The organism is Actinoallomurus sp. NBC_01490 (genome assembly GCF_036227085.1).
In the GTDB taxonomy this organism is placed as follows: Bacteria; Actinomycetota; Actinomycetes; order Streptosporangiales; family Streptosporangiaceae; genus Actinoallomurus; species Actinoallomurus oryzae.
The window spans coordinates 8,343,270-8,355,363 of record NZ_CP109433.1 but is presented as its reverse complement, the minus strand read 5'-3'; the positions used below and the strand labels follow the sequence as shown (position 1 = coordinate 8,355,363).

Here is a 12,094-nt window from a genome sequence, read left to right as displayed (position 1 = left end):
TTCGGGGGCCGGCCGGATGGGGGATGGCCGCCGTGCTCCGTAGCGTCTGCGGGATGAAGTCACTATGGAACGGACGAACCGTCGTCCTGGCAGCGGCGGTATGCGCCGGTATGGCCCTGACGGGGCAGGCCCTGACCCAGACCCGCCCGGTGGCCGCACGTGTGAGGACGCAGGCCTTGGAGGCGTCCGGCGCGACGGTCCCGGCGCTGTCGCCGGCGCGTACGACCGGCCGTGGGCGGCTCGCCGCCGAGCCTGTTCGTCTGCGCACCCTTTCGAAGAAGGAGGTGAGCCCGGCGCTGGAGCAGTCCGGGTTCGGGCAGGACGCCGTGCGGTACGGCGTGGACCTCTATCGGCTCCGCTACCGCACGGTGGACGCCGAGGGACGGCCGACCGTCGCCAGCGGCCTGATGGTGCTGCCGCGTAACGGCGAGCGCCGACTGCGCATGGTGTCGTTCGCGCACGGCACACAGAGCTACAAGGAGGACGCCCCCTCGATCGGCGAGGACGACTTCTCGTCCGCTCCGGCGATCACCTTCGGCTCGGCCGGCTTCGCCGCGGTCACTCCGGACTATCTCGGGCTGGGCGAGGGCCCGGGAACCCACCCGTGGATGGATGTCCCGTCAGAGACCACGGCGTCGCTGGACATGCTGCGCGCCGCCCGCGCGTTCATGGCGCGCGAGGGGCGGGTTCCGCAGCGGAAGGTCCTGGTCACCGGGTTCTCCCAGGGCGCTTCGGCGGCCCTCGGGCTGGCCCGGGCGCTGCAGGACGGCGCCGACTCCTTCTACCGGCTAGGTGCCGTCGCGCCGATCAGCGGCGCGTACGCCCTGCGCAACGCCGAGATTCCGGCTCTCCTCGCCGGCCGTGAGATCAACCCGAAGCTGGCCGTTGCCTACACGACCTACCTGCTGGTCGCCTGGAACCGCCTGCACCACCTCTACGGCTCTCCCGCCGAGATGTTCCAGGCGGCGTACGCCGGCAAGGTGGACAGGTTGTTCGACGGAACGACTCCGGGACAGGAGATGCTCGGAGCGCTGCCGGACAGCATCGATCAGCTGCTCACCCCGCGCGGCCTCGACCTGCTCCGCCACCCGTCCGGGCCGTTCGCGAAGGCCCTGAAAGCGGCCGACGGGACGTGCAGCGGATGGGTTCCGCGCGCTCCCATCCGGCTTTACTACGGCACCGGCGACGAGCAGGCGGTCACCGCCAACACCGAACACTGCCGGGACGCCTTCCAGTCGAACGGCCTTGACCTGACGCCCATCGACCTCGGGCCACACGACTACGAGGGTTCCCGGCACCTCGGCACCGCGGTCAGCGGCACCGCGGCGATCGTTGACTGGTTCGCCCACCTGCCCGCCTGAGGACCGGATCCGTAGGGGGGCCCGTCAAGGCCGGGTCAACTTGACACGGTGATGACCTCGACGCCCGCCGAGCGGAGGCGATCCAGCTCCGCCGGGTCGGCGCCCGCGTCGGTGACGAGCATGGCGACCTCCTCGATCGGCGCGATGCGGGTGAACGCCCGGTTGCCCACCTTGGAGGAGTCGGCCAGGACGACGACGCGCGCGGCGGTGTGCATCAGGCAGTGGTCGGTCTGGGCCTCGACCTCGTCGTGCGTGCTGATGCCGCCGGTCGCGTCGATGCCGTCCACGCCCAGGAACACCAGGTCGAGGTGGATGCCGGCGAGGGCGCGGTCGGCGATCGGGCCGACCAGCTCGTACGACTCGGGCCGCACGCTGCCGCCCGTGACGACCAGGTCGATGGCCGAGCGTACGGAGAGGTCACCGGCGATGTTGAGGGCGTTGGTGACGACCTTCAGCGACCGGCCGAGCGACCCGAGCGCGCGGGCCAGCTCGGTCGTCGTGGTGCCGCCGCCGAGGCCGACCGAGTGCACCGACTCGGTGACCAGGCGCACCGCGGCCTGCGCTATGCGGAGCTTCTCCTCCTGGTGGCGGCCGGTGCGGTAGCGCATCGGCAGCTCGTAGATCACCTCGGCCGCCACCGCGCCGCCGTGGGTGCGCTTGAGGAGCTGCTGCTCTTCCAGCGCCCGCAGGTCCCGCCGGATGGATGCGGGCGAGGCGTTCAGCTCGGTGGTGAGGTCGAGAACGGAGACCGTGCCGTGTTTCGCCAGCCGATCGAGGATCAGGCCTAGCCGCTCCTGTTGCCGCATTCGATCACTATAATGCACATTTTGCGCTTGTTAATAGCTGTTTTCGCGCGATATTTGGCAGCTGACCTGCTCATTCGCTCACCTTGCGCGTCCTGGGACGTAACGGTGGAGTGGCGGCGCGTATTCGCTCGGCGCCGCCACTCCCGAAGGGATCACGCCGTCACTTGAAGCCGGACGACGCGATCGACCGTACGAAGAACCGCTGGGCGATCACGAACAGCACGAGTACCGGGATCTGGCTGGTCACGGTGCCGGCCATCAGCACCGGCCAGTTCGTCAGGTGGGAGCCCTGGAAGTTCTGCAGGCCCATCTGGATGGTCATGTTGCCCGGGCTCTGGATGGCGATCAGCGGCCACAGGAAGTCGTTCCAGACGTTGAGGAACGTCAGTACGGCCAGCGTCGCCAGGGTGGGGCCCATGAGCGGCAGCAGTACCCGTACGAGCGTGCGGAGGCGGCCGGCGCCGTCGATGCGGGCGGCCTCCTCCAGCTCGCGCGGCACGGTCGTGAAGAACTGGCGCATCAGGAAGACGCCGAACGGCGTCGCGAGGTTGGGTGCGATCAGGGCCCCGAGTGTGTCGGTCAGGTGCAGGTCGCGTACGACGATCAGCGTCGGCAGCATGACGATCTGGAACGGCACCATCAGCGTGGCGAGCACCAGGACGAACAGCACGCGGCTGCCGAAGAAGGGGATCCGCGCGAACGCGTACCCGGCGAGCGCGCAGAACACCAGGTTGCCGAGCACACAGGTGACCGAGACGATCGTGCTGTTGAGCAGCCAGTGCCCGAACGGTCCCTGCTGCCAGGCGTGGACGTAGTTCTGCCAGTGCACGCCGCCGGGCAGGCCGGGCGGGAAGCGCCGGGTCTCCTCCTGGGTGGAGATCGACAGCAGCACCATCCAGATGAGCGGCGCCAGCATCACCAGGGACAGCGGGACCAGCAGCAGGTGCAGCGGGCTGGGCCGGCGGCGGGGCCGCAGCCGGCCGCCGTGCTTCGTACGGACCGCCTGGCGCGGAAGAGCGAGGGTCATGTCAGCCCGCCTCGTAGTGGGAGGTCCGCCGGCCGAGCCACAGCTGTACGACGGTCACGATGAGGATCACCACGAACAGCGCGCAGCCGATGGCGGCGGCGTAACCGCCGTCGAAGACGACGAACGCCTGCTGGTAGAGGTAGTAGACGAGCACGGTGCTGGCGTGCAGCGGCCCGCCCTTGGTCGTCACGTACACCTCGTCGAACAGCTGCAGCGCGTTGATGGTCAGCCAGACGAGCAGGAACGACGAGGCCGGCGCGAGCAGCGGAAGCTCCACCTTCCAGAACGCCTTCACGCGCCCGCAGCCGTCGAGGGCGGCGGCCTCCATCAGCTCGCGCGGCACGTTCTGCAGCGCGGACAGATAGATGATGACGGCGAAGCCGAGCCAGCCCCACACGGTCATGCCGACCACCGCCGGCAGCGCCTCGCCGGTGCTCTGGAAGAAGCCCTGCTGGGGCAGGCCGAGCTTGGCGAGCCCGGCGTTGACCAGGCCGATCTGCGGGTTGTACAGCCAGCTGAAGATCACGCCGGTCGCGACGGTGGAGGTGACGAGCGGGGCGAACACCGCCATCCGGTAGAAGGTCATCCCGCGGACCTTCTGGTTGAGCAGCACGGCGATCGGGATCGCGAGCACCATCGTGATCGGTACGAACAGCACGCAGTAGTACAGCGTCTGCCGCGCGGCCTGCCAGAAGACCGGGTCGTGCACCATCTTGGAGTAGTTCGCCGCTCCCGACCAGGTGCCGGGTGAGGTCAGGTCGGTGTCCTGGAAGGACAGCAGCACCGACCAGAGCACCGGGACGAGACCGAACACCGCGATGAGCAGGACGGCGGGGGAGACGAACGCCCAGCCGGTGAGGTGGTCGGCCCGCCGGAGGCGGCTGCCCCGCCGCCGTTCCGTCCGGGTGGCGCGCCCTTTCGTGGGCCGCCCGGCGGTGGCCACCGCCATCATGCCCCCGCGAGGATCTGGTCGACCTGCCGGCGTGCCTGGTCGAGCGCGGCCTGGGGCTGTGCCTTGCCGAGCAGCACCGACTGTACGGCGGCGCCCAGGGCCTGGGAGATCCTCGGGTACTCGGGGATGTTCGGGCGGGACTTGGTCGCGTTCTTGCTCAGGTTGTCGACGAAGACCTTGTTCGCCGGATAACGCTTGAGGAAGTCCTTGTAGCCCGGCAGTTTCGTCTCCGACTCGCGAAGCGGCAGGTCGCCGGTGGCGGTCGCGAACTTCAGGTGCGTCTGCGCCGAGTCGAGCCACTGCAGGAACGCCCACGCGGTCTTGCGGTCGCCCTTGTTGAACACCATGTAATTGTCCGGACCGGCGATGGTCGCGTGGCTGACCTTGGCGGGCAGGAACTGCGCCCCGTAGGAGATGTCCTTGTTGATGGTGCCCAGATCCCAGGGGCCGGTCCAGAGCATTCCGATCTTTCCGGAGTTGAAGAGGTTCTGGTACTGCCCGTCGCCGGTGTCGAGGTAGACGGAGTGGTCGGTCACCGCCATGTCGTGCAGCAGCTGCATGGCCTGCAGCCCGGCCGGGGAGTCGAACGCGGCCTTCTTGTTGTCGGGGGTGAGCAGGTCGCCGCCCGCCTGCCACAGCATCGCGATGTACCGCCAGACGGTGTCCTCGGTGCCGTCGTTGACGTACGCCCAGCCGTACCGGTGCCGGGAGGCGTCGGTCAGCTTGCGGGCGGCGTTACGGAAGTCGTCCCAGGTCCAGTCCGCCGTCGGGTACGAGAGCCCGGCGGCGTCGAAGAGCTTCTTGTTGTAGACCAGCGCGAGGTTGTCCACGAGCGCGGGAACACCGTAGATCTTGCCGTCGGGCGTGGTGGCCGCCTGCCGGGCCGCCGGGAAGAAGTCGTCCCACTGGAACGACGGGCTGCTCTTGACCAGCGAGGTGAGGTCCTGCGTCTGGTGCCGGGCGGCGAGGGTGTTGATCGAGGAGCCGAACTCGTACGCGATGCCGGGCGCCTTGCCGGAGACGAAGGACGCGAGCGTCTTCTTCAGCGCGTCGTCGTTGCTGCCGCCGAAGGTGACGTTCACCTTCTGGTCGGGATGGGCGGCGTTCCACTCCTGGCCGAGCTGGGCGATCGCCTTGGCCTCGACGTCGGTGTAGCCGTGCCACATGACGACCGTGTCGTGTGAGCCGCCCGAGCCGCCGGAACATGCCGCCAGGGACGCGAGGGCGAGCGCCGCCACGCCCGCGGCGGCCCGTACGCCGAGTCGCCGCCCGGCTCGTCTTGATGTAACGCGCATCTCCACGACTCTCCCTAGAAACGACGGCGCACCCGAGTGGCCGACCTCGGGTGCTCGGTGCTCGCTAACGATTGTTAGGCGGGACTTTAGATCAGAAACAATCACCAAACAAGGCGTATCGCCAAGAAAACGACAACGCGGCGATCTCCGTGAGCGGCGGTACGGCCGATCTCGATCACTACGGCGTCGGCAGCGGTGCGGCCGCACGGCGATCGCGGGGTGGCGGGCGGTGGCGGGGCGGCTGAGCTGGGGATCCGCTCCGGAGGGCGGGGCGGAGCGCGACGACGTACGGGACGCGGGAGACCGTTCCGTACGGGCGGCGGGTGGCGGGATGCGATCGCCCACGGGCACCTGAGCGCGTGATCGTGTCCGCGCACCGTTGATCGGCGCCGCGACGCCGATCAGTCGCCCTGTCCGTGGGTGGAGCCGTCTGTGGGGCCTCCGGCCCATGGTTCCTGCTCGCCGTGCCGGCCGGGCGCTCTCACATGGGATCGCTCGCTCAGTGTGGTGAACCTGTCACTGACCTTGGTGCATTACTCGCGGTAACCATCTGTTTTCAATTTTGGCCGTTGACGGGTTTTTACCTGCGTTTTATGCTCCCCACGGATTTTCCCGGTGTGAAGGGAGGCGGTGCGTCAGGTCTCCGCCAAATTAATCGGCCGAGCCGACGCAACAATCATCCCTCCTGCACCGATGCGCTGATGGATCGTGTAATTCGCCCCGCCGCTCATCCGCGCCCCGACCGGCCGGATCGCGATTCTTCGCGCCTTTTCCCGGGTCCCTCGTAGCCCCAATGAGGTGGTAGAGCCGTGCGCAGAAAAGGCAGTAGGACAAGGGCACGCCGGCTGACGGCGGTGCTTTCGGCCGGGGCGCTTTTGAGCGCCGGTCTCGGCGGGGTGGCGTCCGCCGCACAGAACGCCGCCGGACCTCGCGTGCAGGCGCCCCACCAGGGCGCCGGTGACCGCGACGCCCGCCCGGGGCACCGCGCCCCCTCGGCCCGCCAGCGCGACCTCGCGGCACGGCAGCGGCTCGACGCCCGGTGGAACGACCTCGGTACGCCCGCCGATCTCGTCTCCCCCGACAAGGCGCTCGCCACCGGCCTGCCCGCGGATCCGGCCACCGCGGCCCGTACCTATCTGTCCCGGCAGCGCGAGATGCTCGGGCTGACCCAGAAGGCCGTCGACTCCCTGGAGGTCGTCGCGGTCAACCCGATCGGCGCGGGCTCGGCGGTCCTGCTCCGCGAACGGTTCGGGAACCTGCCGGCCGGTTATGACGGCCTCGTGGCGGTCGGCGTGGCCGGCGGCAAGGTGTACCTGGTCAGCTCCACGCTCGCCCCGGACGTCCCCACGCCCGCCCCGGCCACGCTCGGCGCCGCCGAGGCGCTGGCGAAGGCGGGCCGCGACGCCGGTCTGAACAGCGGCACCGTCACCTCGCAGGGCTCCTCCGGCGGCTGGAGCCGCTTCGCGGCCAGCGAGCTGAACGGCACGCAGAGCGCCAAACTCGTCGCGGTGCCGATGCCGGAGGGCGGGGCGCGCACCGCGTACGAGGTGTCGCTCACCGACACCCGCCAGGACGGCACGCGGTCCTACACCAGCTACGTCGACGCCCGTACCGGTGAGGTGCTCATCCGCGAGGACAACGTCGCGGACGACTCCGAGGGCCCGGAGTGGAAGGCCTTCGCCGAGAACCCGCGGGCCGACTACTCCTCCAAGGACACCCGCGAGACCTGGTGCCTGACCAGGGTCAGGGGCTGCGACCGCGTGGTCGCCGATCCGGCCTCCCCGCTGGCCTGGGACGTCGACCCCGGCGTGAGCGCCACCGAGTCGACGCACACCACGCGCGGCAACAACGAGTGGGCGGCGCAGGACTGGCTCGACGCCACCGGCCGCGGCTTCAACCCGGACGGGTTCGCCAGCCCCCGCGCGGACCGCCGGTACACCTACCCCTGGACGAACCAGTGGCACGCGTCCAAGTGCGCGCCGGACACGTTCGACAGCCCGCAGCACAACGACATCGACGCGGCGGACGCGAACCTGCTCGCCATGCACAACCGCATGCACGACTTCTCCTACCACCTCGGCTTCACCGAGAGCGCGTGGAACCTGCAGGACGACAACTTCGGCAAGGGCGGCCTCGGCGGCGACCCCGAGCACGGCAACTCCCAGTCGGGCGCCCGCGTGCCGGGCGTGCTGATCCGGGACAACGCCAACCAGGCCACGCCGCCCGACGGCAACCCGCCGACCACGAACATGTACCTCTGGCAGTCGATCGCCGGCTCCTTCTACAGCCCCTGCGTCGACGGCGACTACGACATGTCCGTCATCGGGCACGAGTACACGCACGCCATCTCCAACCGGATGGTGGCCGGTCCGGACCGCGGCCTCAGCGGGTTCCAGGCCGGCGCGATGGGCGAGTCGTGGTCGGACCTGGACGCGATGGAGTACCTCGCCGCGAACGACCTCGTCCCGCGCGGTCAGTCGCCGTTCGTCACCGGCCAGTACGTCACCGGCAACGACGTGCGCGGCATCCGCGACTACGACCTGTCCAAGAACCCGCTGAACTACAGCGACCTCGGGTTCGACCTGACCGGCCCGGAGGTGCACGCCGACGGCGAGATCTGGAACGGCGTCAACTACGACCTCCGCCAGGCCTTCATCGACAGGTACGGCGCGGGCAGTGTCGCGCTGCGCAAGTCCTGCGCCGAGGGGAGGACGCCGGTCACGCGGTGCCCCGGCGACCGGCGGTGGATCCAGCTCGTCTACGACGGCTGGCTGCTCATGGCGAACGGCAACGTCTCGATGCTGGACGCGCGTGACGCGATGATCGCCGCGGACCGGATCCGGTTCGGCGGCGCCGACGAGGACCTGCTCTGGAACGTCTTCGCCGGGCGCGGCATGGGCGAGGGCGCGGCCAGCAACACCAACGCCGACGCGGACGCGACGCCGAGCTTCGCCTCGCCGGCCGCCCGTAACGCCACGGTGCGGTTCCGCGTGACCGACGACTCCGGCGCCCCGGTGACGGGCGCACGCGTCTTCGTCGGCGACTACCAGGCACGCGCGATGCCCGTCGCCGACACCGACGCGGCCACCGCCCTGCCGGACACCGCGCCGATGGTGGCGGGACGCTACACGTTCGTCGCCCAGGCGCCGGGCCACGGCCTGACCCGGTTCACCGCCCGCGTGACGGCCGGCTCGCACCCGACGGTACGGGTGCGGCTGCCGCGCAACGTCGCCTCGGCGTCCGCCGGCGCGACGGCGAGCGGCGACGGTGTCGACCTCGGCGCCCTCATCGACGACGACGAGGCCACGACCTGGGCCTACCTGGGTGCGCAGGCCGAGCCGGTGGCGGGCCGGGGCGTCACCGTACGGCTCGCCGGCGACAAGCCGCAGCAGGTGCGCCGGGTCCAGGTCAGCGCGCTGCTGCGCCCGGCGAACGCGCAGGATCCGGGCGGCGACACCCAGTCGCAGAACCGGTTCACCGCCCTGCGGTCGTTCCGGATCCTCGCATGCACGGCCACGGCCACCGTCGACTGCTCGCAGGCCAAGGACTACCGCCGGGTGTACACCAGCCCGAAGGACGCCTTCCCGGCGGCCAGGCCCCGGCCCGTGGCGCCGAACCTGACCATGCGCTCCTTCACGATCCCCAGGACGACCGCCACCCACCTGCGCTTCGAGGTCGCCGCCTCGCAGTGCACCGGCAACCCCGACTACGCGGGGCAGCAGACGAACGACCCGAACGTCCCGACCGACTGCACCACCGGAAGCGCCGTCTCCGGCCAGGTCAGGGCCGCGGACTTCCAGGTGTTCACCCACTGATCCGCCCTACCGCGAACGAGACCGGGCCCCGTCGGCGTACGGCGGGGCCCGGTCAGTCCGGAATCCGGGCGGACCACCGCAGGAGGAAGCCCAGCACCTCGTGCGAAGGGGAGCCCGGTTCCGCGGTGTAGGCGACCAGCTGCTGGTCGGGGTGGGTGTCGACGGAGAACTGCTGGACGTCGAGGGTGAGCGTGCCCGCCACCGGGTGGTGGTAGGTCTTGGCGAGCTGCCGGGGACCGCGGACCTCGTGGCCCGCCCACCAGGTGCGAAAGTCCGGGTCGCGGACGCTCAGCTCGCCGACCAGCGCGCTCAGAGCGGAGTCGTGGGGGTTGCGGCCGGCCTCCATCCGCAGCACCGCGACGCATTCGCGGGCAGCGCGCGGCCAGTCCGCGTACAGCGACCGGAAGGTCTCGTCGAGGAAGGTCAGCCGGATCAGGTTGCGCTCGGCCGGGCGCAGCGCGCCGAAGTCGGTCAGCAGGGCGGCGATCCCCCGGTTCCAGGCCAGCACATCCGTGCGGCGGTTCAGGACCATCGCCGGGACGTCGGGCATCGTGTCCAGCAGCTGCCGCAGCCGCGGGGCCACCTCGGCCCGGCCGGGCCGCCGCGCGGGGGCGCCGGGCGCGACATCGGCGACCGTGAACAGGTAGTCGCGTTCGTCCGGGGCGAGCCGCAGCGCGTCGGCGAGCGCGTCGAGGACCGGCCGGGAGACCCGGCGGGTGCGTCCCTGCTCCAGGCGGACGATGTAGTCGACACTGACGTGCGCGAGCTGGGCCAGCTCCTCCCGGCGCAGGCCCGGTACGCGGCGCAGCCGCCCGTCGTCCGGCAGGCCCGCCCGGTGCGGGCCGAGGGCGGCACGGCGGGAGCGCAGGAACGTGCCCAGCTCGTTGCCGGTGGAGGGGGCCACGGGAGAGGTCATGCCTCCAGTATCCGCCCCGCTCACGGCGGCGTGCCTGGTACCGGCCCGCATAGGCAGGACCGTCCCTGGCACCCCGTGCCCGGCGGCACGAGGCTGAAGACGTGGCCGCCGGACTCGGGCCGCCACCGGAGCCCGCGGGCTCCGCCCTCGTTTCGATCCGACCGGAGAACACCACCGTGCGAACGGACGTCACCTTCCTCAGCGCCGGCCTGAAGATCGCCGGCCACCTCCACGCCCCGGACGGCGAGGCCGCCGGTCCCCGGCCGGCGATCGTCGTCGGCCACCCCGGCACCGGTGTGAAGGAACAGGCCGCCGGCCTGTACGCGCGGCACCTCGCCGAGCGGGGATTCGTCACCCTCGCGTTCGACGCCGCCTACCAGGGCGAGAGCGCGGGTGAGCCGCGCGGCCTGGAGGACCCGGCCCAGCGGGTCGAGGACGTCAAGGCCGCGGTCTCCTTCCTCACCACCCGCGACGAGGTGGACCCGGGCCGCATCGGCGTGCTGGGCATCTGCGCCTCCGGCGGGTACGCCCTCCCCGCCGCCGCGACCGACCATCGCGTCCGGGCCGTCGCCACCGTCAGCGCCGTCGACATCGCCCGCCAGTTCCGCGACGGCGCCGACGGCGCCCAGGACCCCACGGTGATCCGGGGCATGCTGGAGGCGGCCGCGGCGGCGCGGACCGCCGAGGCGCGCGGCGAGGACGTCCAGACGTTCGCCCTCTTCCCGGACACCGAGGAGGAGGCACGCCGGGGCGGCCCGCACGTCTTCGAGGGTTGGGAGTACTACCGCACGCCTCGCGCCGGGCACCCGCGTTCGGCCAAGTCGCTGACCTGGACCAGCGTCGACCGCATCGTCACATTCGACGCCTTCCGCTCCCTCGGCCTCCTCGGCTCGCGCCCGCTGCTCCTGATCGCCGGCCGGGAGGCGGTGACCTCCTGGATGAGCGTGGAGGCGTTCCAGCAGACTCCCGGCCCGAAGGAACTGCACTGGATCGACGGCGCGAGCCACGTCGACCTCTACGACAAGGAGCAGTACGTCGGCCCGGCGGTCGCGGAGCTGTCCCGCTTCTTCGGCGCCCACCTGGCCGAGGCCGGGTGAACTCCCTGGGTTCAGCCCGCCATCGTGAGGCCGCCGCTGACGCTGAGCACCTGCCCGGTGATGTAGGAGGCGGCGTCGGAGGCGAAGAACAGCACGGCCGCGGCGATCTCTTCCGGACGGGCCGGCCGCCGGAACGGGATGGCCCGGATCAGCGCCTCCCTGAGCTTCTCCGGCACCGCGTTGAACAGCGGGGTGTCCGTCGGCCCCGGGCACACGCAGTTGACGTTGATCCGGTGCCGGGCCATCTCGCGGGCCAGCGACTTGGTGAGCGCGATGACCCCGCCCTTGGCCCCGGCGTAGACGGTCTCCCCGGAACTGCCGACCCGGCCCGCGTCGCTGGCGATGTTCACCACCTTGCCGCCGTCCCCGGCCTCGATCATCGGCGGGAGGAAGGCCCGGCACAGGTAGACCGGTCCGAGGTAGTTGATGTCGACGACCTTCCGGGCGAAGTCCGCGTCGGCGTCGAGGAACGCGCCGATGACGTCCCAGCCTGCGGCGTTGACGAGCACGCGCGGCGTGCCGATCTCGCCACAGACCGCGTCGCGCAGCGCCTCGACCGCGTCGGGATCGGCGACGTCGACCCGCCGGGCGCTGACCGGCCCGTGGCCCGCGGACGTCGCCTCGGCGGCGGTGGCCTCGGCGCCGGCCAGGTCCAGGTCGGCCGCGACGACGTGGGCGCCGGTGCCGGCCAGGCCCAGCGCGATGGCCCGGCCGATGCCCGACGCCGCCCCGGTGACCAGCGCGATCCTGTTCGGCATGACGCCTCCTCGTCGATCGATGGCCCAGCCGTCCGGCGTACGTGCGGCCGGTGCGCGGGAGGGCCCG

General features: G+C 71.2%; 9 protein-coding genes. 3 read left to right on the top strand and 6 right to left on the bottom strand.

Going from position 1 to position 12,094, the window contains the following annotated elements; genetic code table 11:
* The first annotated feature begins 53 nt into the window (after window positions 1-53).
* Window positions 54-1,361, top strand: coding sequence for an alpha/beta hydrolase family protein (locus OG417_RS38470; RefSeq protein WP_329239809.1), 1,308 nt, complete (start codon window positions 54-56; stop codon window positions 1,359-1,361).
* A 35-nt stretch (window positions 1,362-1,396) separates the two neighbouring features.
* Here the strand turns inward: OG417_RS38470 and OG417_RS38465 are convergent, their stop codons facing one another.
* From OG417_RS38465 to OG417_RS38450, 4 genes are all read right to left on the bottom strand, one after another.
* Window positions 1,397-2,167, bottom strand: coding sequence for a DeoR/GlpR family DNA-binding transcription regulator (locus tag OG417_RS38465; RefSeq protein ID WP_329239807.1), 771 nt, complete (start codon window positions 2,165-2,167; stop codon window positions 1,397-1,399).
* A 160-nt stretch (window positions 2,168-2,327) separates the two neighbouring features.
* Window positions 2,328-3,194: a carbohydrate ABC transporter permease gene (locus OG417_RS38460; protein WP_329239806.1), complete on the bottom strand. Its 867-nt coding sequence runs from the start codon at window positions 3,192-3,194 to the stop codon at window positions 2,328-2,330.
* A 1-nt stretch (window position 3,195) separates the two neighbouring features.
* On the bottom strand, window positions 3,196-4,146 hold the full coding sequence (locus OG417_RS38455; RefSeq protein ID WP_329239804.1) for a carbohydrate ABC transporter permease: 951 nt from the start codon (window positions 4,144-4,146) through the stop codon (window positions 3,196-3,198).
* On the bottom strand, window positions 4,143-5,441 hold the full coding sequence (locus OG417_RS38450; RefSeq protein ID WP_329239803.1) for an ABC transporter substrate-binding protein: 1,299 nt from the start codon (window positions 5,439-5,441) through the stop codon (window positions 4,143-4,145). The genes OG417_RS38455 and OG417_RS38450 overlap by 4 nt, the downstream gene beginning before the upstream one ends.
* A gap of 932 nt (window positions 5,442-6,373) precedes the next feature.
* Between OG417_RS38450 and OG417_RS38445 the strand changes: the two genes are divergently transcribed.
* Window positions 6,374-9,256 (top strand): M36 family metallopeptidase, encoded by a 2,883-nt coding sequence (locus OG417_RS38445; RefSeq protein ID WP_329239801.1) that lies wholly within the window; start codon window positions 6,374-6,376, stop codon window positions 9,254-9,256.
* Window positions 9,257-9,308: 52 nt separating this feature from the next.
* Here OG417_RS38445 and OG417_RS38440 read toward each other — a convergent pair whose 3' ends face one another.
* Complete coding sequence (locus tag OG417_RS38440) at window positions 9,309-10,172, bottom strand: helix-turn-helix transcriptional regulator (RefSeq protein ID WP_329239799.1); 864 nt, start codon at window positions 10,170-10,172, stop codon at window positions 9,309-9,311.
* A 101-nt stretch (window positions 10,173-10,273) separates the two neighbouring features.
* Here OG417_RS38440 and OG417_RS38435 point away from each other — a divergent pair, with 101 nt between their 5' ends.
* Window positions 10,274-11,269 (top strand): alpha/beta hydrolase, encoded by a 996-nt coding sequence (locus OG417_RS38435; RefSeq protein ID WP_442875601.1) that lies wholly within the window; start codon window positions 10,274-10,276, stop codon window positions 11,267-11,269.
* Window positions 11,270-11,280: 11 nt separating this feature from the next.
* Here OG417_RS38435 and OG417_RS38430 read toward each other — a convergent pair whose 3' ends face one another.
* Complete coding sequence (locus tag OG417_RS38430) at window positions 11,281-12,027, bottom strand: SDR family NAD(P)-dependent oxidoreductase (RefSeq protein WP_329239795.1); 747 nt, start codon at window positions 12,025-12,027, stop codon at window positions 11,281-11,283.
* Between the last annotated feature and the right edge of the window lie 67 nt (window positions 12,028-12,094).

What these genes read in the sequence shown, in the direction of transcription:
- OG417_RS38470 (WP_329239809.1), top strand. Translation starts at nt 54, where the DNA reads ATGAAGTCACTATGGAACGGACGAACCGTCGTCCTGGCAGCGGCGGTA.
- OG417_RS38465 (WP_329239807.1), bottom strand. Translation starts at nt 2,167, where the DNA reads ATGCGGCAACAGGAGCGGCTAGGCCTGATCCTCGATCGGCTGGCGAAA.
- OG417_RS38460 (WP_329239806.1), bottom strand. Translation starts at nt 3,194, where the DNA reads ATGACCCTCGCTCTTCCGCGCCAGGCGGTCCGTACGAAGCACGGCGGC.
- OG417_RS38455 (WP_329239804.1), bottom strand. Translation starts at nt 4,146, where the DNA reads ATGATGGCGGTGGCCACCGCCGGGCGGCCCACGAAAGGGCGCGCCACC.
- OG417_RS38450 (WP_329239803.1), bottom strand. Translation starts at nt 5,441, where the DNA reads ATGCGCGTTACATCAAGACGAGCCGGGCGGCGACTCGGCGTACGGGCC.
- OG417_RS38440 (WP_329239799.1), bottom strand. Translation starts at nt 10,172, where the DNA reads ATGACCTCTCCCGTGGCCCCCTCCACCGGCAACGAGCTGGGCACGTTC.
- OG417_RS38430 (WP_329239795.1), bottom strand. Translation starts at nt 12,027, where the DNA reads ATGCCGAACAGGATCGCGCTGGTCACCGGGGCGGCGTCGGGCATCGGC.